The 24,788-nt window shown below is 66.2% G+C and carries 16 protein-coding genes; 7 read left to right on the top strand and 9 right to left on the bottom strand.

All coding sequences use genetic code 11. The annotated features are described in order from the left end of the window. Positions 1 to 165: 165 nt before the first annotated feature. From E8F11_RS06805 to recQ, 5 genes are all read right to left on the bottom strand, one after another. A complete protein-coding gene (locus E8F11_RS06805) occupies positions 166 to 1,569 on the bottom strand; it encodes a DHA2 family efflux MFS transporter permease subunit (protein WP_280288076.1) in 1,404 nt (467 codons plus the stop codon). Continuing rightward, positions 1,569 to 2,003: a MarR family transcriptional regulator gene (locus E8F11_RS06800; protein WP_280288075.1), complete on the bottom strand. Its 435-nt coding sequence runs from the start codon at positions 2,001 to 2,003 to the stop codon at positions 1,569 to 1,571. The genes E8F11_RS06805 and E8F11_RS06800 overlap by 1 nt, the downstream gene beginning before the upstream one ends. 76 nt (positions 2,004 to 2,079) lie before the next feature. Beyond that, on the bottom strand, positions 2,080 to 3,096 hold the full coding sequence (locus E8F11_RS06795) for a DUF2804 domain-containing protein (protein WP_280288074.1): 1,017 nt from the start codon (positions 3,094 to 3,096) through the stop codon (positions 2,080 to 2,082). A gap of 87 nt (positions 3,097 to 3,183) precedes the next feature. Further along, positions 3,184 to 4,356, bottom strand: coding sequence for a GGDEF domain-containing protein (locus tag E8F11_RS06790; RefSeq protein ID WP_280288073.1), 1,173 nt, complete (start codon positions 4,354 to 4,356; stop codon positions 3,184 to 3,186). A gap of 235 nt (positions 4,357 to 4,591) precedes the next feature. Continuing rightward, positions 4,592 to 6,721, bottom strand: coding sequence for a DNA helicase RecQ (recQ, locus tag E8F11_RS06785; protein ID WP_280288072.1), 2,130 nt, complete (start codon positions 6,719 to 6,721; stop codon positions 4,592 to 4,594). Positions 6,722 to 6,858: 137 nt separating this feature from the next. Between recQ and E8F11_RS06780 the strand changes: the two genes are divergently transcribed. From E8F11_RS06780 to lapD, 4 genes are all read left to right on the top strand, one after another. After that, positions 6,859 to 7,446, top strand: coding sequence for a YecA family protein (locus tag E8F11_RS06780; protein ID WP_280288071.1), 588 nt, complete (start codon positions 6,859 to 6,861; stop codon positions 7,444 to 7,446). Between the two features lie 13 nt (positions 7,447 to 7,459). Continuing rightward, positions 7,460 to 7,861, top strand: coding sequence for a YbaN family protein (locus E8F11_RS06775; RefSeq protein WP_280288070.1), 402 nt, complete (start codon positions 7,460 to 7,462; stop codon positions 7,859 to 7,861). Between the two features lie 72 nt (positions 7,862 to 7,933). After that, positions 7,934 to 8,629, top strand: a complete 696-nt coding sequence (gene lapG / locus E8F11_RS06770; protein ID WP_280288069.1) for a cysteine protease LapG — start codon at positions 7,934 to 7,936, stop codon at positions 8,627 to 8,629. Positions 8,630 to 8,632: 3 nt separating this feature from the next. Further along, positions 8,633 to 10,579 (top strand): cyclic di-GMP receptor LapD, encoded by a 1,947-nt coding sequence (gene lapD, locus E8F11_RS06765; RefSeq protein ID WP_280288068.1) that lies wholly within the window; start codon positions 8,633 to 8,635, stop codon positions 10,577 to 10,579. 170 nt (positions 10,580 to 10,749) lie between these two features. On the opposite strand, the gene E8F11_RS06760 is transcribed toward lapD, so the two are convergent. Together E8F11_RS06760 and E8F11_RS06755 are read right to left on the bottom strand one after the other, a co-directional pair. After that, positions 10,750 to 11,088 carry a tryptophan synthase subunit beta gene (locus E8F11_RS06760; protein ID WP_280288067.1) on the bottom strand — a complete coding sequence of 113 codons (339 nt, stop codon included), beginning with the start codon at positions 11,086 to 11,088 and terminating at the stop codon, positions 10,750 to 10,752. A 66-nt stretch (positions 11,089 to 11,154) separates the two neighbouring features. After that, on the bottom strand, positions 11,155 to 17,631 hold the full coding sequence (locus E8F11_RS06755) for a retention module-containing protein (RefSeq protein ID WP_280288066.1): 6,477 nt from the start codon (positions 17,629 to 17,631) through the stop codon (positions 11,155 to 11,157). A 466-nt stretch (positions 17,632 to 18,097) separates the two neighbouring features. On the opposite strand from E8F11_RS06755, the gene E8F11_RS06750 reads away from it, so the two are divergent. The 3 genes from E8F11_RS06750 to E8F11_RS06740 are packed head-to-tail and all read left to right on the top strand — an operon-like array spanning position 18,098 to position 22,999. Then, positions 18,098 to 19,453, top strand: coding sequence for a TolC family outer membrane protein (locus E8F11_RS06750; protein ID WP_280288065.1), 1,356 nt, complete (start codon positions 18,098 to 18,100; stop codon positions 19,451 to 19,453). Positions 19,454 to 19,475: 22 nt separating this feature from the next. Then, on the top strand, positions 19,476 to 21,635 hold the full coding sequence (locus tag E8F11_RS06745) for a type I secretion system permease/ATPase (protein ID WP_280288064.1): 2,160 nt from the start codon (positions 19,476 to 19,478) through the stop codon (positions 21,633 to 21,635). 11 nt (positions 21,636 to 21,646) lie between these two features. Beyond that, on the top strand, positions 21,647 to 22,999 hold the full coding sequence (locus tag E8F11_RS06740; protein WP_280288063.1) for an HlyD family type I secretion periplasmic adaptor subunit: 1,353 nt from the start codon (positions 21,647 to 21,649) through the stop codon (positions 22,997 to 22,999). A gap of 131 nt (positions 23,000 to 23,130) precedes the next feature. Here E8F11_RS06740 and E8F11_RS06735 read toward each other — a convergent pair whose 3' ends face one another. Beyond that, positions 23,131 to 23,733: a DTW domain-containing protein gene (locus E8F11_RS06735; protein ID WP_280288062.1), complete on the bottom strand. Its 603-nt coding sequence runs from the start codon at positions 23,731 to 23,733 to the stop codon at positions 23,131 to 23,133. 12 nt (positions 23,734 to 23,745) lie between these two features. After that, positions 23,746 to 24,639: a LysR family transcriptional regulator gene (locus tag E8F11_RS06730; protein ID WP_280288061.1), complete on the bottom strand. Its 894-nt coding sequence runs from the start codon at positions 24,637 to 24,639 to the stop codon at positions 23,746 to 23,748. Positions 24,640 to 24,788: the final 149 nt, after the last annotated feature.

Here is a 24,788-nt window from a genome sequence, read left to right as displayed (position 1 = left end):
GGATGGCGCTCCTTATTCATCCCACTGCAGACCTGTAATGGCGGGCTCCCTGCTCCCTCGCCCACCGTAATGGCAGCTGGCCACAAACATGTGCTGTAGCTTACTCCACTATAGGAAAGATTTCGCCAGGGTCTTGACAAATTTTTCATCGTGCGATTTGCACGTTCAAACCCTTGCAGGACGCACGCCCCAGGCAGGTATCACGGCCACCAGGAAGAGTAGCGCAACCAGCCAGAAACTCTGTTCGAAGGCCAGTGCCTCGGCCAGCGCATCGCCCCCGGCAGCGACGTGGCGCCACTCGAGGAAGAACGTCAGCAGGTTGATCCCGAAGGCGCCACCCATCTGGCGGACGAAGGTGATGGCGCCCGCTCCCAGGGCCAGTTCCTCCGGGGTGAGGATATCCAGCGAACCGGTGCTCAGCGCCGGCAGGAGCAACCCGAGGCCCAGGCGGCCGACGCAAGCCCAGCCACAAAGCACCAGGAAGGACGCACCCGCCCCCACCACCCCCAGCGCTGCCGAAGACAGCGCGAACACCAGCAGGCCGACTACCAGCATGGAGGCCGCCGACAAGCGGTCGCTGGCCCAGCCGCCGATAAAGGAGGACAGCCCCAGCACCACACCGGTCGGCAGCAGCAATAGCCCGGCCTCGCCGGCGCTGTAGCCTTCCACCGTCTGCAGGAACAGCGGGATCAGGTAGGTGGAACCGTAGAGCCCCACACCCAGCGCCAGCGCAACCCAGCTGGCCCGGCGGAACGCCGCATGGCGCCAGAGTTGCAACGGCAGCAGGGGTCGGGCACAGACACGGCTGCGCCGCAGGAAGGCAGCAGCGCAACCCAGGCCGAGCAATCCCGGAATCCAGGCGCTGGGAGCCAGCCAGCCGAAACGCTGGGCCTCGGCCAGGGCGCCGAGCAGGGCGAACAGCGCAACGCTGAGCAAGGCAAAGGCCGGCAGATCCACCCCTGGCGTGCTGCGGTCACGGTCGCTGGGCATCAGCCACTGGGCGCCGATCAGGGCGAGCAGGCAGAGCGGTAGGGGCAGCCAGAACACCGCTTCCCAGCCGAAATGGTCGATCAGGTAACCGCCGATGGTCGGCCCCAGGGTCGGCGCGACCATGACGCCCAGGCCGTAGGTACCCAGGGCCATGCCCCTTCCGCCGTCGGAATAGACGCGAAAGATCAGCACCATGGCCAAGGGCTGGATGATGCCGGCGCAGGTGCCCATGAGGATGCGCAGGGCGATCAGTTGCCAGGCCGACGTGGCGACCAGGGCCAGGAGCGAGGCCAGGCCGAACAGGCCGAGGCCGAACTGCACAGTGCGCCTTGCGCCCAGCCGCGCCTGGCACCAGGCGGCGAGCAGGAGGCCGGCGGTCATGGAGGCGAGGAAACCGGTGGACAGCCATTGCGCCAGCGGCCGGCCGATATCGAAGTCGGCCATGATCGCCGGCAAGGCGACGTTGATGCTGGTGGAGGCGAGAATCATCGCCATACTGCCGAGCATCAGGAGGCCCAGCAGCCATTGCGGATAGCGGCTGCCGAAGCGCCCGTGCAGCGCCTCCAGATCCTGCCCCATCAGAGGTGTTCCAGGTTCGCCAGTATCCGCGCGTGAACCTGCTGGCAGCGGCGCAGTTCTTCTTCGTCGATACCGGCGAAGAGCTCCTGACGAAGCTGGCTGGAAATGTTCTCGATCTTCTCGATCAACGGACGGGCCGGCGGACAGAGAGCGATCTTCTTTGCGCGACGGTCTTCGGCGACGGCCATGCGCTGGATCAGGCCCTGGGCTTCCAGGCTGTCGAGCAGGCGCGCCAGGGTCGGCCCTTCGACGCCGACGCTCTTGGCCAGCTCGCGCTGGGTCGGCAATTCCTGGAAGCGGGAAAGATGCAGCAGCACCAGCCACCGGGCTTGGGAAAGGCCCATGCCGAGCAGGCGACGGTCGAGTTCGGCGCGCCACGCCCGGGACATCTGGGCGAGTTGCATGGCGAAACGGTGTTGATCGGGGTAGGACATCGAAATTGACTCGGACTTCTTATACTAATAATTAGCCAGCTAATCATAGCCTTAAGCCGCGAGCAAGCCCCCTGCCCTACCACTTCACGTACTGGTCCTCGACGAAGCCCCACATCCGATCGATCCGTACCGGCGGGCGCCCCGGCGGCCGCAGCGTGCCGCTGAATCGACCGAACACCTGCTTGAAATTGCTTGCAATGAATCCGAGGTTCAAGCGTTCCTGATGCAGCCCCTCGCCCTCGAACGTCAGCGCCACCTGGCCGTCATGGGAGTCGATGGTCCAGGTCTCCAACGGTTGTTTGCGATCGAAGGCAAAGCGCACGCTGTCCACCTTCAGCAGTTCGCCGTCGAGCCAGAAGCAGTTTTCAGTGAAGCTGGTCTCGTTCACGCCACAGGACAGGTTCATGCCCAGTCGCAGCCCGTCGGCCATGCCCGACAGGCAGGCCCAGTTCCAGTTGGTTTCCGGGCGCATGTAGCCGGCGGACCAGTCGTGGTGGGCAAAGGCGCCTATTCGCCCGAGGTTGAAATCCCCCAGGGCGCAGCTCACCTCACCGCGACAGGCGACTCCGGCAACCTTCTGCGCATAGACCCAGCCATTGGTGGCCGTCGGCGTACAGATGCACATCGGCTGGAAAGCCGGCTCCCGCTCGCTGAAGCAGGCATCTATACGGGTGCCGTCATCCAGTTCCACGAGCAGCCGTTTCTCCTTCGGCCCGGCGCGATTCTCCAGGCGCAGCAGGTTGCGTCCCTGACGCAGCTGGCAGATGCCTTGATCCGGGGTTTGCGAAAATTCGGTGCCCAGGCCCAGCGGCAACTTGAACTGGCGCTCGATCATGCGCCCGCTGGCGGGATGGAAGAGATAGACGAAGCCGATACCCACCAGGCTCAGGTTGGCCAGGGCACAGCCGCCGATCAGCTCGTCGCTGATCAGGCCGAAGTACTGGAACTGGTGGAAGCGCCGCCACTTGGCCAGCGCCCCGAGACGGCGCCCCATGGGCGAGCGGAAGTCGAAGTCACGGTGGTTGATGAGGCCCGGCGCAGCGGGAAAGATGCCGTAATGCGGCTGGCCGTCGGCCTGGATCAGCTTGTCCATGCGGATCGCTCATGGCGGTAGGAGCGGCGATGCTAGCACCCGCCGAATCGGCGGACAGTCACAGGCGGCGCCATCCGGAGCGACCAACTAGGCCACCACACGGTTCCTGCCGAACGCCTTGCCCTCGTAGAGCGCACGGTCCGCGTGCTCATAGAGCTCGTAGAGCCTGCCCAGGGCCATGCCCGGCACCGGCCGCACGCAGGCCACGCCTATGGACATGGTCAGCACCGGCGCGGTAGGTGACGCCTCGTGGCGGATTGCCCGGTGCTCCAATGCGGCCCGCAGCTTCTCGGCGCAGTTGCGCGCCTCCTGCTCGTTGATGCCATAGAGCAGTACGGCGAACTCCTCGCCGCCCAGGCGCACCGCCATGTCCAGCGGCCGGCGCGCCGTTTCCTCCAGCACCCGCGCGACCTGCTGCAGCACCTGGTCGCCGGCCTGGTGGCCGTAGCGGTCGTTATAGGCCTTGAAGTGATCCACATCGCAGAGCAACAGGGCCAGGCCGTGCTCTTCGCGCTGGGCCTGGCGCCACAGGCGTTCCAGCTGGCGGTTGAAGCTGCGGCGGTTGTAGAGGCCGGTGAGGCTGTCGTGGTCGGCCAGCACGCGCATCAGGCGGCTGATGAGGAAATGCTCGCGGGACTTGAACTCCAGCAGGTAGCAGCCGACGGCTCCGGCCAGGTTGCCGAACAGCAGGAACAGGAGGTTGTTGATCAACCGCGGCAGCGGCAGTCCGGCCCAGATCTCCAGCCCCACATAGGCAAGCAGTATCACCAGTGAGACAGCCAGCGCCTCCACCAGGCGCAGACCCACCAGGAAGTAGGCCGCCATGCACACCAGCAACAACCCTTCATAAGGAAAGGAAGGGTCGCTGCGGTGGGCGATGGCCACCACCGCTCCGGCGCCTATGCCGAGGGCACCGATGCACACCAGGCTGAGTGGCGCCAGCAGGTGCCGGTGGCTGCGCTGGACCATCAGCACGCCGCAGGCCAGCAGCAGCCCGAGCACGCCGAGGCGCACGGCCAGCATCCACCAGCGCGTCTCGCTGCTGACCAGGTAGAAGTCGAGCACGGCGAAGGCCAGCCAGATCAACAGGCCGACGCTCAGGGCGATGCGCTTGAGGTCGAAGTTCTCTTCGAGGAAATAGTCGCGGTATTCGCGCTCCAGGGAACGCGCGAAGCGCAAGTGACGAAACCCCAGGGCCAGCTGGTCGGCATAGGGATTGGGGCGGACGTCATTCAGCCAGGCTGGATTGTTGTAGGACACATCTACCTCTTCTGCCGGAGGCCTCTGGCGCACATTAGCTGGTTGGGAGATGCGTCACAAGTTCGTCGTTTTGCCCCGTCATGATTCCGACGCAACACCTGTCCCCTACTCGCGCGGTCCCTCCATTCCGTAGGGTGGATATCGCTTTTCATATCCACCAGCGCAGCCGGTGAGGCTCCAACGGTGGATCAGTGAAGCGTGATCCACCCTACGGCACTACCGGCTCGTGCCCCGATCAGGCCTCGAATTCCGCCACCAGCGCCGCGCGCACGCAGTGCAGCACGCCATCCGGCACGCGGCCGGCAAACAGCTCGGCCACCTCCGCCACCGGCGGCAGTTCGCCCTCGCCGTCGAGGAAGGCGTCCTGAATCTCGCCGAGCAGTTCCTCAGGCAGGTCCAGTGCCTGCTCCAGGCTCAGCTGCTGGTTGCCAATGGTCTCGGCGAGCAGGCTGTAGACGTTCTTCTCGCTGCAGTCGAGCTGGCGGGCGATCTGCGCCGGAGTCATGCCGGCGCGGGCCAGGCTGACCAGTTCATGGCGCAAGTCCGTGACGGCACGGGGCGCTTCGGCAGTGCCGGCGCCGTTCAACACCTCAAGGAAGGCCTCGCCGTAGCGCTCCAGCTTGCGCGCGCCGACGCCGCTGACCTGGGCCATCTCGGAGAGGCTGCGCGGTTTGCTGCGCAGCATTTCCAGCAGGGTGGCGTCGGGGAAGATGACGTAGGGCGGCACGCTGTGCTCCTCCGCCAGTTTGCGGCGCAGGGTGCGCAGGGCTTCCCATTGCTCGCGCTCTTCGCTCCGCACCAACTGGCTGGCGGCGCTGGCGGCGGGCTTGGGGGCCTTGGCCGAGAGGTCGCGGCGCAGCTCCAGGCGCACTTCGCCGCGCAGCAGCGGACGGCAGGATTCGGTCAGACGCAGGCCGCCGTAGCCTTCCAGGTCGATATCGGCCAGGCCACGCGCCACCAGCTGGCGGAACAGGGTGCGCCACTCGGCCTCGGACATGCCCTTGCCCACGCCGAACACCGAGAGGTGCTGATGGCCGGAGGCACGCACCTTCTCGTTGTCGCGGCCGAGCAGCAGGTCCACCAGGTGGCCGACGCCGTAGCGCTGGCCACTGCGATAGATCGCCGAGAGCGCCTGGCGCGCCGGCTCGGTGGCGTCCCAGGTCTGCACGCCGTCGGTGCAGATGTCGCAATGGCCGCAGGGGTTGGGCAGTTCCTCGTCGAAGTAGGCCAGCAGCGTCTGGCGACGGCAGCGGGTCTCCTCGCAGAGGGCAAGCATGGCGTCCAGCTTGTGCTGTTCGACGCGTTTGTGACGGTCGTCGCCCTCGGAGTTGCTGAGCATCTGCTTGAGCAGCAGCACGTCCTGCAGGCCGTAGGCCATCCAGGCATCCGCCGGCAGGCCGTCGCGCCCCGCGCGGCCGGTCTCCTGGTAGTAGGCCTCGAGGGACTTGGGCAGGTCGAGGTGGGCGACGAAGCGCACGTTGGGCTTGTCGATGCCCATGCCGAAGGCGATGGTGGCGACCATGATCAGCCCTTCCTCATTGAGGAAACGCTTCTGGTGGTAGGCCCGCAGATCGTTGGCCAGGCCCGCATGATAAGGCAGCGCCGGGAAGCCCTGCTCGGAGAGGAAGGCCGCCACCTCCTCCACTTTCTTGCGCGACAGGCAGTAGACGATGCCGGCATCGCCACGGCGCTCGGCGAGGAAACCCAACAGCTGCTTGCGCGGCTGATCCTTGGCGACGATGCGATAGAAGATGTTCGGCCGGTCGAAGCTGGAGAGGAAGCGCTCGGCGTTCTGCAGGTGCAGGCGCTGGACCATCTCCTCGCGGGTACGCATGTCCGCAGTGGCGGTCAGGGCCATGCGCGGCACATTGGGGAAGAGTTCGGCCAGTTGGCCCAGCTGCAGGTACTCGGGGCGGAAGTCATGGCCCCATTGAGACACGCAGTGGGCCTCGTCGATGGCGAAGAGGCCGATCTCCAGGCGCTGCAGGAAGGCCAGCATGCGCGGTTGCACCAGGCGCTCGGGGGCGAGGTAGAGCAGCTTGATCTCGCCACGGCGGATGCGCTCGGCAATATCCCGCTGGGCCTCGGCCGACAGGGTGGAATTCAGCGCCACCGCCGGTACGCCCAGTTCGTCCAGGGTGGCGACCTGGTCCTCCATCAGCGCGATCAGCGGCGAAACCACCACCGTCAGGCCGTTGCGAAGCAACGCCGGTACCTGGTAACAGAGGGACTTGCCGCCACCGGTCGGCATCAGCACCAGGGTATCGCCCCCGGACGCCACGCGTTCGATGATCGCGGCCTGGTTGCCGCGGAAAGCGTCGTAGCCGAATACGTCTTTGAGGATGCGCTGTGCCTGGTCGAGCATGGGGGTCTCCGGAACAAGCCGCGCATTATACGTCAGCCGCAGCGGCAAAATGCCCACGCCCATCGGTCCTGCCTTTTGCCGCAGGCCTCGCACTCGACTAGAATTCAGCGTCGTTTATTCCTCAAGGTAGTCCCACGATGTCCTTCGCTGAGCAACTGTCCCGCCTGCAAGCCTTTCTCGACGCCGACGATCTGCACGAGGAAGCTCTGGACTATGTGGCCGCCCACGGCTACCTGACCGCCCTGTCGATCTGCCCGGACCAGGTGTCCGAGCGGGAATGGATCGACGCCCTGTTCGCCGAGCCGCCGCACTATCGCAGCGACGCCGAGCGCGAAGAGATCGAAGCCACCCTGGTGCTGCTCAAGGCCCACATCGCCCGCCAACTGGCCAGCGACGAGGACCCGGAGATGCCTTGCGACCTCGATCTGGGTGATGATCCGGACGATTCCGACCTGCGCGGTTGGTGCATCGGCTTCATGGAAGGCGTTTTCCTTCGCGAAGCCGCCTGGTTCGAGGACGCCGAGGAAGAAGTCAGCGAACTGCTGCTGCCAATCATGGTCGGTTCCGGCCTGTTCGACGAGCAACCCGAGTTCGCCGAAATTGCCAAGGACCGCAACCTGGTGGACGAGATGATCGAGCAGATCCCCGAACTGCTGACCGCCCTCTTCCTCCTCTGCAACGCCCCGGAAGAAAAGCCCGCCCTGCTCAAGCCCCGCCAGCACTAAGACCGGCGCGCGGATGGCGCACAGCGATATCCGGCAGCAGCGCCACCCGGCGCTGCGCATGGTGCTGCTGGTCATCGGCTGGCTCAGCGTCGCCCTTGGCGTGATCGGCATCTTCGTGCCGGTGCTGCCCACCACCCCCTTCCTGCTCCTCGCCGCGGCCTGCTTCGTGCGCAGCTCGCGGCGTTTCTACCTGTGGCTGGTGGAGCATCCCAGGCTCGGTCCCTGGATCCGCGACTACCTGGAAGGCCAGGGCATCCCGCTCAAGGGCAAGGTCTACGCCCTGGTCCTGATGTGGGCGAGCATCAGCTTGTCCTGCTACCTCGTGCCCTTGCCCTGGGCGCGTGGGTTCATGCTCACCAGCGCAGTGCTGGTGAGCATCTACATCCTGCGCCAGAAGACCCTGCGCAACCGCTGAAACGCACAAGACGGCCGGCAAACCCGGAATTGCCTGCCTAGAATCTCTGCATTCCGGGCGAAGGGGTGGCTGATGCGGCAGCGGTGGTTGGCGAAGGGACTGCGGCAACCCTCGTGGCTGGCATGGCAAGGCACCTGCCTGCTCGCCGGCCTGCTGCTCTGCCTGGCCAGCGTGCTGGCCAACTGGGACTTCGACCTGATCCTGCAGAACGCCGGGAAACGCTACGGCGACCTGGGCCCCGCCAAGGCACGCATCCTCGCCTGGAGCGAGCTGATCCAGGCCAGCGTCGCGCTACCCGAAGCCGAAAAGCTCAGCGCGGTGAACCACTTCTTCAACCGCCAGCTGCGCTTCACCGACGATGGCCGCACCTGGCGCGAAAACGACTACTGGGCCACCCCCATCGAAGCCCTGGTGAAAGGCGCCGGCGACTGCGAGGACTACTCCATCGCCAAGTACTTCACCCTGCGCCGCCTCGGCATCCCCGCCGAAAAGCTGCGCATCACCTACGTCAAGGCCCTGCGACAGAACCAGGCACACATGGTGCTCACCTACTACAAGAGCCCCTCTGCCGATCCGCTGGTGCTGGACAACCTGATCGGCGAAATCCGCCCTGCGTCCCAGCGTACCGACCTGCTGCCGGTCTACGCCTTCAACGCCGAAGGGCTCTACACCGGCGCCAAGCGCGCCGGGGACACGAAGAAACTGTCGCGCTGGCAGGACTTGCTGAAAAAGATGCGAGCCGAAGGCTTCGCCATTGGAGAGGGCTAGCCCATGTCGTTACTCAAGCAACTTTTCCTGGCCATCTGCCTGTTGCTCGCGCTGGCCTTCGCCGGCAGCTTCCTCGCCGGGGTGGAAAGCTCCCGCGAGCAGCTGCTCAGCCAGTTGCGCTCCCATGCCCAGGACGCCGCCACCGCCCTCGGCCTGTCCATGACACCCCATGTGGACGACCCGGCGATGATCGAACTGATGGTCAGCTCCATCTTCGACAGTGGCTATTTCGCCAGCATCCGCGTCGTGCGCATTCCCGATGGCGGCGTGATTGCCGAACGCCGTACGACGACCACCAGCGATCAGGTGCCGAGCTGGTTCGCCCACCTGGTCAACCTGCGACCCCAGGGCGGCGATGCCCTGATCATGCGTGGCTGGCAGCAGGCCGCGCGGGTGGAGGTGCTCAGCCATCCGCAGTTCGCCCTGGCCAAGCTATGGGACAGCGCCCTCGGCAGCCTGGCCTGGCTGCTGCTCTGCGGCGTGCTCAGCGCCCTGGTCGGCGCCTGGCTGCTGCGTACCCAGTTGCGCCCCCTGGACACCATGGTGCAACAGGCCGAGGCCATCAGCCGCCGCGAATTCCTCGCCCTGCCCAGGGTGCCGCGCACGCCGGAACTGCGCCGCGTGGTGCTGGCGATGAACCAGATGGTGGACAAGCTGCGCAACCTTTTCGCCGAGGAGGCCGCGCGCAGCGAACGCCTGCGGGAAGAGGCCTACCAGGACAGCCTCACGGGCCTCGCCAACCGACGCCAGTTCGACATCCGCCTCGCCAACCAGTTGGTGCCCAACGACCAGAACGCCGCCGGCTACCTGGTACTGCTGCGGGTCAACGACCTGGCCGGGCTCAACCAGCGCCTCGGCGGCCAGCGCACCGATGCCCTGATCCGTGATATCGGCGAGTTGCTGGGCGACCTGCAGCAACGCCGCGGCAGCGTGGACTGGCTGGCCTCGCGCAGCCGCGGCGGAGAATTCGCCCTGCTCGCACCGGGCCTCACCGGCGACGACGCCGAACACCTGGCCCACGAGTTCGCCCACCTGCTGGAAAACCTGCACGGCACCGGCGCCAGCGACCGCAGCCCGGTGGCCTTCCTCGGTATCGCCGCCTACCGGCCGGGGGAAGACATCCAGAAGGTGATGGGCCGCGCCGACCAGGCCCTGGCCCAGGCCGCACAACGCCCTGACCAGCCCTGGGCGCGCCTGGACGACTACGACGCCGCGCCGGGCCAGAGCCTGCACGAATGGCGCAGCTGGATCGACGACGCCCTGAGCAAGGGCAAGCTGCGCCTCTACTTCCAGCCGGTGAACCTGTGCTCGGACACCTCCCGCAGCCTGCACCACAAGGTACTGGCACGCCTGCTCGATCCCCAGGGCGAAGCCGTGGCCGCCGGCCGCTTCCTGCCCTGGATCGAGCGCCTGGGCTGGGCCGCGCGCTTCGACCTGGCGATGCTCGAACATTGCCTGGCGCATCTGGAGCACCACCCCGCGCCCATCGCCCTCAGCCTCTCCGCTGCCAGCCTGCGCGACGCGGCCAACCGCGAGCGCCTGCTGGCGCAGTTGAAGGCCCACCCGCAGCAGGCAGCGCTGCTCACCCTGGAGCTGGACGAACGCCACCTGCCCCCTTCCGGCGAACTGGCCGAGGTCTGCCAGGCCATCCGCGAAAGCGGCTACAGCCTGGGCCTGCAGCACTTCGGCGGACGCTTCAGCCTGATCGGCAACCTCGCCCACCTGGGCCTGGCCTACCTGAAGATCGACGGCACCTATATCCGCGCCATCGACCAGGAAAGCGACAAGCGCCTGTTCATCGAAGCCCTGTTCCGCGCCACCAACAGCATCGACCTGCCGCTGATCGCCGAGATGGTGGAGTCCCAGGGCGAGCTGGACGTGCTGCGTGAGCTGGGGATACAGGGCGCCATGGGCCGCCTGATCGGGGCGCCGGCGCCTTGGCATGAGTGATAGAGCCGGAGCGGACCGGCAGCCTCGGTGGATAGAACGACGGAGTTGACCAGGTTACGGTTTAGCAAGTGCAGGAGTTGCGCCCCGGATGCGTAGATAGGCCCCGCTCCCTGTAGGGGGCAAAAGCAAGTCCACGTTCTACGAACGTGGATGTTTCAGCGTCAAGCCGCTCAATACGGCAGCTGCATCTCGTCCATGACCAGATCCCCCAGGTCGCCCACCTGGGCGCGGGCGTAGGCGCGGTTCTGGAGCTTCTGGCGGGCTGGGTCCGGCAGGTCGGTGTAGTTCATCAGCCCGCGGTCCACCAGGACCTGGACCAGGTCCTCGAGCACCCGCACCAGCTCCAGGTCGGAGTGCTGCAGAGACATCAGGTGGTCGTGCAGGCAGCGGCTGGCGAACCAGGTCCACACCTCCGGGTCGTGGGCCGGCATGCTCTGGGTCATGTTGTCGAAGGGTTCGTGCTCCACCCGCAGGACCCTGCCCTTTTCATCGCGTTGCACGTAGACCATGGTTCCCCCTGTCCCGATAGAAACCGGGCCCGCCCCGAGGCGGGAGCGGGCCACCGCACCTTGAGACTAGACGTCTGCCTTCAAGGAGCCATCATCGAGCATCTGCGTAATGACCGAAGCCGCATCCGGCGCCGAGTAGGCCGCCTGCAGGTTCACCCCTTCCAGCACTATGGTCTGGCCCGTTCCCCCAGGCGTGGCGGACGAATTGCTGTCCACCGTGATAGTGGTGTTGGCGCCGAAGGCCATGGTCAGGTAATCGTCCAGGCTGCCGGCCGTACTGTGCTCGCCGGTGAGCAACTGCGACAGGTCCAGGTTATCCACGCCCTTCACGAAGTCCGCGATGGTGGTAACGCCGCTGTCGCCGGGCAGCCACTTGAAGGTGTCCACCCCAGCTCCGCCAGTCAGCCGGTCCGAACCGCCATTGCCAGCCAGCAGGTTGTCGCCGCTGTTGCCGGTCAGGTTGTCGTTGAAATCCGAGCCGAGCAGGTTCTCGATGCCGCTCAGGCTGTCCGTGCCGGCGCCCAGGGTGTTCTGCCCGCCCAGCAGGGAGAGGTTCACCGTGACACCCACCGAGGCCCCCTGGTAGGACGCGGCGTCGATACCTTCGCCACCATCCAGCACATCATCGCCCAGGCCGCCCACCAGCAGGTCGTCACCGCCCATCCCGGAGAGGTTGTCGTTGCCGCTGGTGCCCTGGATCACGTCGTTGCCCGTGGTGCCGGCGAAGGTACTGCCGGCCTCCATGGTCACGTGCAAGACCTGGGTCGCGGAGGCGTCGCCGTCGGCATCCTTGATACCCACCTGGAAGTCCAGCTCGGTATCCAGGGTGTTGTTCTCGGCGGTGATGAAGCCGACGTCCGACACTTTCAGCACGTCGTTATCGGTTGCCGAGGCGTCGAAGCTGGTCCCGTTCGAGACGTCCGAGGCGCCGTCATTGCCCAATGCCGAGCTGTAGTTGATGGCACTGGAAGTGGTGATGCCCTCGACGCTGGTGAGGAGCTGCGCGCCATAGATCTGCCAGTTCTCTCCGGGTGCGTTGAAGTCATTGCCCTCGATGACGATGGCGCCGTCGTTGTTGTCCAGGACGACGCCATAGGCCGCCAGCGCCGCGGAGTTGGCGGTCATGACGTCGCTGCTGCTCACCAGCAGCGCGCGCGTGGTCTTGACTCCGCCGGCGCCGATCAGCTTGAGCACCACCACCAGGTCTTCGCCATTGACCCCGTCGAACTTCAGGAACATCCCGGAGGCGCGGGCGCTCGGCTCGACGCCCAGGCTGCCCTTGGGATTGGAGGTGTAGAAGTTCAGGTCCAGCACCTCGCCCTGGCCCAGGGTGTCGCCACCCACGCCGTTGGCCGAATTGGACACGCTGACCCAGGAGGCCGCCTGGGTGAAGAGTTCGCCATTGGCAAATGTCGTGACGTCGCTGGTACCGGCCTGGAGGTTATTGCTTCCGGTGCCGCCTCCCGGTTCGGCAGCGCTGGTGTACTGGACGAAGAAGTCATTGTCCAGCGCCACCACCGACACCGCCGGTTGGCTGTTGTCCGGCTCCGTGCTGTTCACCTCGTAGCCGGTGATGCTCAGCGAAGTGCTGGTCTTGAAGACAGTGAAACCCTGGATGGGCTCGTCCAGCGACACGCTGTAGGTGCCGTTGACCTTGTCGAACACCAGCGTACCGGTTGCCTCCTCGAGTGTTCCCGGGTTCGCGGGATTGGGTGCGTACCTGAAGCTGATATCGAAGGTCGCGCTGGTGCTGGACTCGGACAGCCAGGTCACCGATTGCGACGAAATGGCCGTGCCACCCACAGTGCCACTGAGGCTGATGGGGGTGAAGTCCGAGTCCGAGGCCGAATAGGGACCGCTGCCACGGGTGTCAGCCCCGATGCTGTAGAGGAAGGTACCCGAAGCGCCGCCCGGATTGCTGCTATTGGAGTAGACCAGGTTGGAGGTCGCGATAAGGGTCGGGGTATCGTCATCGACATTGATGGTCAGTGAGCCCCGAGCCGAGTCGCCATCCTGGTCGGTGACCTGGTAACCCACGGTGAAACTGAGGTCGTTCTCGTCGCCGCCCGGCGCATGACGGATGGCAGCGTTCTGGCTCACGCTGTAGGCGCCGGTGGTTGGGTTCAAGGTCAGGGTGATGACGGTGACCCCGCCCTGCTTGATCAGCAGGTCGTTGCCGCTCCTCTCGTAGCTGAAGCCCGAGGGCGCGTCGGAATCCAGCAGGCTGATGGAGCCCGCGCCATCGGCACCGAAGCTGTGGCCCAGCGTGCCGGTGAGGTTGGCGGTATCGGGGTCGACATCGCCAGAGCCACCCGGATTGCCGCCCGACAGGGCGTCGTCATCCAGTTGGACAGCTTCATTGGCGTAGATCGTGGGCGCGTCATCGCGGAAGCTGATGGCAGTGCCCAGGCCGACCGAGGCCGAGGCGCTGTCACCATCGCGGTCGGTGAGCGTCAAGGTCAACCTGACCAGGCTGGCGGTGGCCAGGCTGGTGGCCTGGTTCGGGCCACTGTCCGGCACATGCAGTATCGCCCGCAGCTGTTCCAGGGTGACCTGGCCGTCCTGGCCCACCGAGACCCGGAAAACGATCGCGCCATCGGCTCCGCCAACACGGCCGACTACGTCATCGCCAAGGGTGTAGAGCAGGATGTCGCCACCGGTTTCGGAGTCGTCCAGCCCGCTGTCCGCCCCGGCGCTGCTGACGCTCAGGCTGTATACGCTGGAGCCGGTACCATCGGCGCCATGGCTGCCGCTGAAGAATCCGGAAAAGCCGCTCGAAGCGGTCTGCCCCAGCCAGGTTTCGTCCACGTCCAGGTAGCCGGCCTGGTCAAGGTAGCTGCTGACCTCAGGCGAATCGTCGTCCACCTTGATATAGAGCGAGCCATTGGCGCGGTCGCCGTCGCTGTCGGTGATCTTGTACACGACCTCGAAGGTCAGGTTGTTCTCGCCATCGCCATAGGCATGCAGGATCGGCGCATTCTGGGTCACGGTGTAGGCGCCGGTGAACTTGTCCAGGGTAATGGTGATGACGGTGACATCACCCTGTTTGATCAGCAGGCCACCGTAGACTTCCACGTACGTGAAGCCTTGCGGCGCACCGCTGTCCTGCAGCTCGATCTCGCCGGGGCCGTCGGCGCCGAAGTCTTGGGCGATGACGCCGCTGGTGTTGTGGCTGTCCGGAGAGTCGTCGCCCACGCCACCGGGGTTGCCATAGGGCAAGGCATCGTCGTCGAGGCAGACCGTCACATGTGGGTCGATGGAGGGAGCGTCATCCCGGAAGCTGATGGCGCCGCCCAGTTCGAGGGTCGCGCTGTCCTTGTCGCTATCGCCGTCGGTGAGGGTGGCGGTCAGGGTGATCAGGTCGGCGGCAGCCAGGCCGGTCGCCTGGTCCGGGCCGCTGTCGGGGCTGTGGAAGATGGCCCGTGACTGTTCCAGGGTCAGGGTTCCATCGGCCGCCACGCTGAGACGGAAGGCCAATTGTCCGCCCCCGGCCACGCGGCCGACGATATCCGTCCCCTCCTTGAACAGCAGGATGCCGTTGCCGGTTTCGATATCCCGCAGGCCGCTGTCCACGCCCGGCGACTTCACACCCAGGCTGTAGGTGATGGCGTTGTCGGGCGCAGCGCCGTCGGCGCCGAATACAGACGTGAAGGCGCCGGCGAAGTTGGTACTGTCGGTGCTGCCGAGGCTGGTTTCGTCCACCTGCAGCTCGAAGCCGTCCAGGCCCTTGACGCGGATGTCCGGCACATCGTCGATGATGGCCACGGTCAGGGTGCCGGTGCCCGTGTTGCCATTGGTGTCGGTCACCAGGAAAGTGAAAGTCTCGGTGAACTGCAGGTTGTTGCCGTTATCGCCCGGGTTGACCTTGGGCGCCGAGGTCAGGGTGTAGCTGTAGCTACCATCGCTGCCTACCACCAGCTGGCCGTACTGGCCGATACCGGCGCCGGCTCCCAGGCTGAAGCTGTAGGGCCCGCTGCCGCCGCTGCCGACCAGGGTGCCGCTGGCCAGCTCGTCGCTGCTCGCCGGTTCGCTGCCGAAGCCGAGGGCGGCTTCGCGCACCTCCTCGTCGGAACCGGCCTGGACGCTGCCGACCACGGTGAAGTTGGCAATGTCGATAGTCAGGGTGGTGGTGCTGAGGTCGCCGTCGGCATCGACGATGCTGTAGGTGAACATATCGACGGCGCCGGCCTGGGCCAGGCTGTCGGGGTGGCTGGTGTAGCGGTAGCTGCCGTCGACGTGCAGCACCAAGGTACCGAACGCCGTGGTGATGGCCACACCCACGCCCCCCGAAGCCGGGGTCGAGGTGTCGCCGCCGGCGCGCACGCCCACCACGCCAGACACGGGCGTGGGCCGACCATCAGCGCCGAACACATCGGCCACCGAGCCCAGCCCGGTGACGGTCACGACATTGCCGCTGACGCTGTCGCCCTCACCGAGCGATGCGCTATCGGCCTTCGCCTGGGGCAGGTCGTCGACGATCTCGATGCTGACAGTGGCCGAAGCGTTGGCCAGGCCGTCACTGACATTAATAAGGAAGCCGTCCGTCTCCGGACCGGCGGCATCGAGGGTAGCTTCGGTCAGGGTGTAGCTGAAGCTGTAGGTGCCATTGCTGTAGCCGGTGATCAGCACGGTGCCATGGGCCGCGGCGAAGCTCTGCCCCACCAGGCTGGCGAAGCTGCTGCTGGTCAGGTCCAGATTCAGGCTGCCGACGGTCAGCGACTTGAGGTTATCCAGCCCATCGGAATCGCCAAGGCTGAAGCTTCCGGTCACCACGGTACTGCCATCGCCGGCGCTGGAGCCCGCGGGCAGGCCAAGCTCGAAGACCTGGGCCAGGCCGCCCGTGGTATCCGGGGAACTGACTTGCACCGTTGGCGCGTCATTGCTGCCGAGAATGCTGATGGTCAGCACGGCGTCGCTGGGGTCGCCATCGCCATCGCGCATGGAGTAGGCGTACTGCAGGGTGACCTGCTCGCCCTGGTCCAGCGCCTCCACCGCCGCCGAGCCATTGGCCAGCGCGAAGGCGTAGCTGCCATCGGCATTCAGGGTCACCAGGCCGTAGGGGGTATTCACCAGCAGGCTGCCATTGGCCCCGGGAGTGGCGCCGGCGACGCCGTTCCAACTGGTGAAGGCCTTGGACTGGTCGGCGCCGCCGACATCGTTGCCCAGTACATTGCCGCTGAGGCTGGCGGGCACGGCACCCTCGGTCAGGCTGACGCTGTCCGGATTGGCCTGCGGGACATCATCGACGATCTCGATGCTGACAGTGGTCGAGGCGCTGGCCAGGCCATCGCTGACATTAATAAGGAAGCCGTCCGTCTCCGGACCGGCGGCATCGAGGGTGGCTTCGGTCAGGGTGTAGCTGAAGCTGTAGATGCCGCTGGCGGCATCGAAGCCGGTGATCAGCACCGTGCCGTGTTCCGCCGCGAAGCTCTGCCCCACCAGGCTGGCGAAGCTGCTGGTGGTCAGGTCGAGGGTGAGGCCGCCCACGCTGATGGACTTCAGGTCATCCAGGCCATCGGGGTCGGCGAGCCGGAAGTTGCCATTCACCACCGCGCTGCCATCCCCGGTCCCGGAGCCGCCGGGCAGGCCGCGCTCGAATACCTGGGTCAGGCCGCCTTCGCTCTGCGGAAAGCTGACCTCCACCGTTGGGCCGTCGTTGCGGCCGACGATGGTGATAGTGAGGGTCGCCGAACTCTGGTCGCCGTTGCTGTCCTCGATGGTGTAGCCAAAGCTGAGGTCGACGCGCTGGTCCTCGTCCAGCGCTCTCAGCAGCGGGATGGCCCTGGCCAGTTCGAAGTCGAAGCTGCCGTCCGGATTCAGGGTCACCACGCCAAAGTCGGTGTTCACCTGACGGCTGCCGTTGGTGCCCTCCAGGGCCACGCCGACCTGCCAGGACACGAACCTGAGGGGCAGGTCCGGCCCGCCGTCGTCGTTATCAAGCACACTGCCCAGCACGCGCGGGCCATCCTCGTTGGCGGTCCGCCCATCGTCGCGGGCCAGCGGCACGCCGTTGACCGGTTCTTCGGCCGGAATGGCCGTCTCGGGCTGGGGGAATTCCGGGAAGAAGCCGATGGGGCCGGTGGGGAACCCAATGGTGGGGTCCACCGAGCCGGCGGTCTCGCCCAGCAGCACGAAGGAGTGCCCGCCACCGGCGTTGCCGCTTCCGGCACCGCCGGAACCGGGCCCTGCGGCGGTGGCCTCGGCAGCCCTGCTCGGGTCGACGCCCGCCTGGATGGCCGCCTGCAGTTTCTCGACGTCGGCGAGGTCCTGCTGGCCAGGAGCGGCCGGTGCGCTGTCGGCCGTCCGGTCGGGGTCGCGATTGCCGGCCAGCAGGGTGTTGTCCAGCGTCATGCTGCTGTCGCGTCCGAGCACCAGTTCCTGGCCATTGCCCAGGGCCACCGCCACGGCCCCATTGCTGCCGGTTACCAGTTGCTCGCCGAAATAAACGCGGTCGCCTTCGGTGAGCAACCGGCGCGAACCATCGAGCCGGACCGCGAAGACTTCACCCACGACCTGCCGAACGACCCCAATTGAACCCACCATGATTCCTTCCTCCCGCACGACGTGCTGCCAGCCGGACAGCGCCGATCCCAGTCAATGAGGGGTCACAGCACGTCCGAACCGAACGACGGGTACGTGAAGAAGAATCGAGAGGAAGAAGTACGGCGCCAAAAAGCCACCAAGTCAAAAAAATGTCGCACGACCCGGCGCCAGACTGCTCCTTCGGGACTAGCCCACCCCGAAACCCTGTTTTTGTGCCTGACCGCAACCCGCATTCGCACATGGGCTCTGAAAGCCCCAAAACACGCGACTTGCTGGAAAAAAGATGTCTTGGATTTCCGACGAGTGCATAAGAATTTTTCCTGATATCCCTTGTGAGGATTTCTTCTTAGCCCAAGCAAAAGATGTTCTTAGCTCTGATGTTACAAGCCTGAAACGGTTTGCCATGGATTTCCGCCAATTTGTCGGCGTCAGGGACGCGAAGTACCGACTAGGAGAATGACAAGAAATGCGCACCGTAACCCCCCTGTGGAGCAGCATCCTGCTGGCCATGGCCGCCACGCAAATCCAGGCCATGACGCTTACCGACGCCATCCAGAGCACCCTGGACAAGCATCCCGAACTTCTCGCCAGCGCCCAGGACCGGCTCGTCGCCGACGAAGAGGCAAAGGTCGCCAAAGGGGGATACCTACCGACCGTCGACCTGATTACCGGCGTGGGCCGCGAGCAATCCGACAGCCCCACTACCCGCGCCCTCGGCGATCACAACAAGGAAACCCTGAACTTCCGCGACGCCGAGTTGCGCCTGCGACAGATGCTGTTCGACGGTTTCAATACGCCAAACGAAGTGGCACGCACCGGCGCGGTGGTTAACTCCCGCGCCTATTTCACCCTGGGAACCGCCGAGAGCCTTGCGCTGCGTACGGTGGAGGTCTACCTGGAGGTGCTCAAGCGCCGCGAGATGGTGACGCTGGCCAGGAACAACCTGATGGCCCACGAGCGCATCCACGACCAGATCGGCCTGCGCAGCGAGCGCGGTGTCGGCAGCACCGCCGACTTCGACCAGGCCGAAGCGCGCCTGGCCCTGGCCAAGAACAACCTCTACACCGAGGAAGTGAACCTGGCCGATGCCGAAACCAGCTTCTATAGCGCCGTCGGCGTGCCCGCCGACGAGCTGGTGACCCCGGCCACCATCAAGGGCGAAATGCCCGCCGACCTGATGGCCGCGCGCCAGGGCGTGATGGACGCCAATCCCCTGCTGAAATCGGCCCAGGCCGACGTGCAGGCCGCCGAGAGCCAGTACGAGTCCGCCAAGGCACCCTTCTACCCTCGCCTGGATGCCGAGCTGGCCACCACCGCCGACGACAACGTGCAGGGCGATGAGGGCCACTACAACACCTGGCGGGCCGGCGTGGTGATGAACTACAACCTGTTCAACGGCATGCGCGACAAGGCCCGGCTGCAGGCCGCCGCGCACCAGATCAACCAGTCCATGGACATCCGCAACAACGCCCTGCGGGTGCTCAACGAAAACATTTCCCTGGCCTGGAACGCCATGGAAAACGCCCGCAAGCAGACCCCCGAGGCCCGCGCTTACGCCGACTACACGGCGCGCGTCCGCGAGGCCTACCAGCAACAGTTCGGCCTCGGCCAGCGCACCCTGCTGGACCTTCTGGACAGCGAGAACGAACTCTTCACCGCCAACCGCCGCTATGTGGAAGTGCGCTACACCGAGGAGTTCTCGATGTACCGGGTGACCTCGGCCATGGGCGACCTGCTGCGCCGCCAGAACGTCGTGGTCCCGGCCGAAGCCGTCGCCGCCAGCGAGGTGAAGAGCGAAGCCCAGCTGCCGGACATGCAGTGAGCGGCCGTGGGAGTGCATGCCAATGACCACGATGGAGCGGACTGACAGCCCGCGGGACCCGCACCAGGGCCATGACGACCCGCTGCTCGATGGCCTGCTGATCCTCTGCCGGCTGCATGGCCGCGCGGCCAGCCGTGCCAGCCTCTGCAGCGGCCTACCACTGCCCGGCCAGCGTCTGTCCGCCGAACTGCTGCCCCGCGCGGCGGCCCGCGTCGGCCTGCAGGCGCGCTTGCTGCGTCGCGACCTGGCGTCCATCTCGCCGCTCAACCTGCCGCTTCTGCTGCTGCTCAAGGGCAACCGCAGCGCGGTGCTGACCCAGCTGGACACCAGCGGCCGTGCACTGATCCTGCCCAGCGAGGCGGACGGCGGCGAGCAGTGGGTAGCGCGCGAGGCGCTGGCCCTGGAGTACGCCGGCCAGGCCCTGTTCGCCCGCCCGCGCCATGAGCTGGAGGAAGCCCGCAACCCCTTGGTTCCCCGCCTGCAGTCCTGGTTCCGCGACACCCTCAAGCTGTCCCGCTGGCTCTACGCCGACGCCATGCTGGCGAGCCTGCTGATCAACCTGCTGGGCATGCTTGTGCCGCTCTTCGTGATGCAGACCTACGACCGCGTGGTGCCCAATCAGGCCACCTCGACCCTCTGGGTACTCACCATCGGCCTGTTGATCGGTACCGGCTTCGACCTGCTGCTGCGGATTCTGCGCGCCAACCTGCTGGACAGCGCCGGGAAGAAGACCGACATCGTCCTCTCGGCCACCCTCTTCGAACGCATCACCGGCATGTCGCTCAAGGCCCGACCGGTCACCATCGGTGGTTTCGCCCAGAGCATCCACGACTTCCAGGGCCTGCGGGAATTCCTCACCGCGGTGACCCTCACCAGCCTGATCGACCTGCCGTTCTCGCTGCTGATGCTGCTGGTGATCGGCCTGCTCGGCGGCTGGCTGGTGGTGATCCCGGTCCTCGCCTTCCCCATTGCCGCCCTCTTCGCCTACCTGATCCAGGTGCGCCTGCGCGACACGGTGCAGCGCAGCCTCGCCCTGGGTGCCGAACGCCAGGCACTGCTGATCGAAACCCTGTCCGGCCTGGAAACCCTCAAGGCCTGCGGCGCCGAAAGCGAGCGCCAGCACCGCTGGGAGCACACCCACGGCGCCCTCACCCGCCTCGACAGCCATGCCCGCTTCCTTTGTGCGCTGGCCACCAACGGTACCCTGTTCATGCAGCAGTTCGCCGGCCTGGCAATGATCGTCAGCGGCGTCTACAGCATCATCGCCGGTGGCCTCAGCGTTGGCGCCCTGGTCGCCTGCTACATGCTCAACAGCCGGGTGCTTTCGCCCCTGGGCCAGATCGCCGGACTCATCACCCGCTACCAGCAGGCGCGGCTGACCATGAAGTCCACCGATGCGCTGATGGGCCTGCCCCAGGAGCGCGAAGCCGGCCAGCGCCCCCTGGAACAGCAATCGCTCAAAGGCAACCTGGACATGCGCCAGGTGGATTTCCGCTACCCGGGGCAGACCGGGCCGGCCCTGAACAAGGTCAGCCTGCGCCTGGCGGCGGGCGAGAAGGTCGGCATCATCGGCCGCAGCGGCTCGGGCAAGAGCACCCTGGCGCGCCTGATCCTCGGCTTCTATGCCCCGGACGAAGGCCAGCTGCTGCTGGATGGCCTCGACCTGCGGCAGACCGATATCGGCGACCTGCGCCAGCAGATCGGCTACGTCAGTCATGACCTGCCCCTGCTGGCCGGCAGCCTGCGCGACAACCTGACCCTGGGCGCGCGCTACGCCAGCGACGAACGCATGCTCGAAGTGGCGGAGATGACCGGTGTCGCCGAACTGGCCCGGCAACATCCCCAGGGCTACGACCGCCCGGTGGGCGAGCGCGGCCAACTACTCTCCAGCGGCCAGCGCCAGACGGTGCTGCTGGCCCGCGCGTTGCTGCTCGACCCGCCGCTGCTGGTGCTCGACGAACCCACCAGCGCCATGGACAACAGCAGCGAGGAACAACTGCGCCAGCGCCTGGCCACCTGGTCGGCGAACAAGACGCTGATCCTCATCACCCACCGCAGTTCGATGCTGGCCCTGGTCGATCGCCTGGTGGTGCTGGACAACGGCCAGGTGGTCGCCGACGGGCCGAAGGACACCGTCATCGACGCTCTGCGCAAAGGCCGTATCGGCCAGGCCAACGGGTGAGGAGGCAAGGCATGGCCAGCGCAGAGAAACCCCGCAGCTACTTCGACCGGCGCAGCAACGGCGACACCGAATTCATGCCCGAAGTGGCCGGCGCCATGTTCGAAGACTCGCCCCGCGCCACCCGCGTCACCGTCTGGGTCGCCTGCGTGCTGTTGCTGGTGGCGCTGGCCTGGGCACGCTTCGCGGTGCTGGAGGAAGTCACCACCGGCGAAGGCAAGGCGATTCCTTCCAGCAAGATCCAGGTCATCCAGAACCTGGAGGGCGGCATCGTCTCGGAGATCCTGGTTCGCGAGGGCCAGGTGGTGGACAAGGGCACTGTACTGCTGCGCCTCGACGACACCCGCTTCCGCTCCAACAAGGGCGAAAGCGAGGCCGACCGCCTGGCCCTGACCGCCCGCGTCGAACGCCTGTCGGCCGAAGCCGAGGGCCGCGAAATGGCCCTGCCCGAGGAGATCACTCGCGAGGCGCCGCAACTGGCCGAGGACGAACTGTCGCTGTACCGCGCCCGCGCGCAGCGCCTGGACAGCGAGCAGCGCATCCTCAGCGAGCAGTTGCGGCAGAAGAAGCAGGAGCTCGAAGAGTTCCGCTCCAAGAGCCAGCAGTACCGCTCCAGCCTGGGGTTGATCCAGCAGGAGCTGAACATGTCGCAGCCGCTGGTGAAGGCCGGCGCCATCTCCCAGGTGGAAATCCTCCGCCTGCAGCGCAGCGCCGTGGAAACCCGCGGCGAATTGGCGGCCACCAACCTGGCCATCCCCCGCGCCGAGTCGGCGGTGACGGAGATCGAGCGGAAGATGGAGGAAAGCCGACTGTCTTTCCGCTCCGACGCGATCAAGGAACTCAACGAGGTGCGCACCGAACTGTCGAAGATCACCTCCACCAGCAAGGCCATCGACGACCGCGTCAGCCGCACCACGGTGGTCTCGCCGGTACACGGCGTGATCAAGCAGCTCAAGGTCAACACCATAGGCGGCGTAGTGCAGCCCGGCAGTGACCTGCTGGAAGTGGTGCCCCTGGAAGACAGCCTGCTGATCGAAGCGCGCATCCGCCCGCAGGACGTGGCCTTCCTCCATCCGGGGCAGAAGGCCATGGTCAAGTTCACCGCCTATGACTACACCATCTACGGCGGCCTCAGGGCCGGCCTGGAGCTGATCAGCGCCGACACCATCACGGACGAAGAAGGCAAGAGCTACTACCTGATCCAGGTGCGCACCGAGAAGAGCCACCTGGGCAAGGACGACCACCCGCTGCTGATCATTCCGGGCATGGTCGCCACGGTGGACATCATCACCGGCGAGAAGAGCGTGCTGGACTACCTGCTGAAACCCGTGCTCAAGGCCCGCCAGGAGGCGATGCGGGAGCGGTGACCGGGGCCACTGCGCGGGCCCTTTGCGAATGAATTCGCCCCCACAGAAAAGCACAGCCCGTGCCCGGTCGGGCCGTTCTCCTGTGGGGGCGATTTCAATCGCTGAGCAGGACGCAGTCCTGCTCATGGACCCTACTCCCCTCCCCCGTGATTCCTCCTGAAGGTCTCCTCCCCCATCGCCTCGATCTGCCCCTGTATCAATGCCTCGAAAGGCCGCAGCAGTTCATCGAACCGTGCTGGCGCTTCGAGGATATCCAAGGCCACGGTGACGGCTTCGAGGGTGGACAGCGCCCCGGCCATGGGCGCCTTGCGCAGGCGGTAGCGCGAGGTCAGGCCCGCGGGCAGGGTCACCCTGGGCAGGGCCCTGAGTTCAGGATTCAGGTGCAGCAGCTTGCGTGCCTTGCGCCAGGTGCCGTCGGGCACCACCAGCAGCAGCGGGCGCGGGTCGCTGGCGGCCATCTCCACCAGGGATCGGGCCTCCTCACCCGGGAACAGCAGGCAGGCGCGGTAACGGGGATCGGCCAGGCATTCGCCCAGGTCTTCGAAGCGCTCGCCCACCCGCAGTTCGGCATTCTCCAGCCCCAGGGCGGCCAGGCGCGCGGTATTCAGGGCGTGGTTCACCTCACTGGGATGCTGCAGCAGCAGCACACGGGTACGGCTCGTCAGGTGGGGGATCAGCGGGCACAGGCAATGGCTCTCGGGGCGCTGGCAACGCGGGCACTGTGGACGGGACATGGCGACGGCTCCTCAGCGCAGGTTGAGCTGCGCACGCAGCAGGTCGCGGAAGGTCAGGATCAGCGGTTCCTTGGCCCGCCCGCGGCGCAGGATCATGGAGAACGGCGCCTGGTAGCCGAAGGTCGCCGGCAGCAGCGCGCGCAGGCGCTTCTGCTCGATCCAGGGATGGGCGTAGTGCTCCGGCAGGTAGCCGATGTAGGCGCCGGACAGCACCAGGATCAGCTGCGCTTCCATGGACTCCACGGTTGCCGCACTGTGCTTGAAGCCGTGCCGCGCCAGCTCCGCCTGGCTCCAGTAGCCGCGCCCCACCATACGCTGCTGGGTGATGAGTTCGGCAGGGATGCGCCGCTCGCTGTACAGCGGGTGGCGCTCGCTGCAGTAGAGCCAGTGCTGCTCGCGGTAGAGCGGCTGGTAGACCAGGCCGTTCATGCGCGTGGAGAAAGCGCCGATGGCGAGGTCCAGGCGGTTGTCCAACACACCGAGCTGCAGGTCGTAGGGGCTCATCACCGACAGGTGCAGGTGCACCGCCGCGTGTTCCTGGCTGTAGGCACCTATCACTTCGGCCAGCGGCAGGGCCGGGTCGCTGACGGTGGAGTCGAGCACGCCCAGGTTGAGGGTGCCGCGCAGCTCGCCCTTGAGCGACGCCGAGTAGCGCTCGAAGCTTTCCAGTTCGCCCAACAGACGCAGGGTCTCCTGGTAGAACAGCTCGCCCTTGCTGGTCAGGCGGAAGCCGGCACGCCCGCGGTGGCAGAGGCTCAGCCCTACCTGCGCCTCCAGCTGGCTCATGTAGGTGCTGATGGCCGACGTGGAGAGGTTCAGCTCCTGCTGCGCGGCAGCGAAGCCCTGGTGGCGGACCACGCTGGCGAAGATGCGCAGGAGTTTCAGGTCGGGCATGGCGGTGGACATGGGGGCTCCAGATAAACCGAAAGCAGATGCTGGACTCTGTTTTGTGGGGGCGAATTCATTCGCTGAGCAGGCCGTAGGCCTGCCCCCAGCTCCCAGGGGGCCGCTGCGCGTCCCTTAGCGAATGAATTCGCCCCCACAGATTCGCCCCT

The organism is Pseudomonas sp. BN417, assembly GCF_029871205.1.
GTDB lineage: Bacteria > Pseudomonadota > Gammaproteobacteria > Pseudomonadales > Pseudomonadaceae > Metapseudomonas.
Note: the sequence above shows the minus strand (reverse complement) of the source record. Positions and strands in the feature narration are given on the sequence as shown.

Bases quoted from the DNA above. Each gene is read 5' to 3' on its own strand.
- lapG (WP_280288069.1), top strand. From the start codon at position 7,934: ATGCGGCAGCGGTGGTTGGCGAAGGGACTGCGGCAACCCTCGTGGCTG.
- E8F11_RS06750 (WP_280288065.1), top strand. From the start codon at position 18,098: ATGCGCACCGTAACCCCCCTGTGGAGCAGCATCCTGCTGGCCATGGCC.
- E8F11_RS06760 (WP_280288067.1), bottom strand. From the start codon at position 11,088: ATGGTCTACGTGCAACGCGATGAAAAGGGCAGGGTCCTGCGGGTGGAG.
- E8F11_RS06740 (WP_280288063.1), top strand. From the start codon at position 21,647: ATGGCCAGCGCAGAGAAACCCCGCAGCTACTTCGACCGGCGCAGCAAC.
- lapD (WP_280288068.1), top strand. From the start codon at position 8,633: ATGTCGTTACTCAAGCAACTTTTCCTGGCCATCTGCCTGTTGCTCGCG.
- E8F11_RS06800 (WP_280288075.1), bottom strand. From the start codon at position 2,003: ATGTCCTACCCCGATCAACACCGTTTCGCCATGCAACTCGCCCAGATG.
- E8F11_RS06775 (WP_280288070.1), top strand. From the start codon at position 7,460: ATGGCGCACAGCGATATCCGGCAGCAGCGCCACCCGGCGCTGCGCATG.
- E8F11_RS06755 (WP_280288066.1), bottom strand. From the start codon at position 17,631: ATGGTGGGTTCAATTGGGGTCGTTCGGCAGGTCGTGGGTGAAGTCTTC.
- E8F11_RS06780 (WP_280288071.1), top strand. From the start codon at position 6,859: ATGTCCTTCGCTGAGCAACTGTCCCGCCTGCAAGCCTTTCTCGACGCC.
- E8F11_RS06730 (WP_280288061.1), bottom strand. From the start codon at position 24,639: ATGTCCACCGCCATGCCCGACCTGAAACTCCTGCGCATCTTCGCCAGC.
- recQ (WP_280288072.1), bottom strand. From the start codon at position 6,721: ATGCTCGACCAGGCACAGCGCATCCTCAAAGACGTATTCGGCTACGAC.
- E8F11_RS06745 (WP_280288064.1), top strand. From the start codon at position 19,476: ATGACCACGATGGAGCGGACTGACAGCCCGCGGGACCCGCACCAGGGC.
- E8F11_RS06795 (WP_280288074.1), bottom strand. From the start codon at position 3,096: ATGGACAAGCTGATCCAGGCCGACGGCCAGCCGCATTACGGCATCTTT.
- E8F11_RS06805 (WP_280288076.1), bottom strand. From the start codon at position 1,569: ATGGGGCAGGATCTGGAGGCGCTGCACGGGCGCTTCGGCAGCCGCTAT.
- E8F11_RS06735 (WP_280288062.1), bottom strand. From the start codon at position 23,733: ATGTCCCGTCCACAGTGCCCGCGTTGCCAGCGCCCCGAGAGCCATTGC.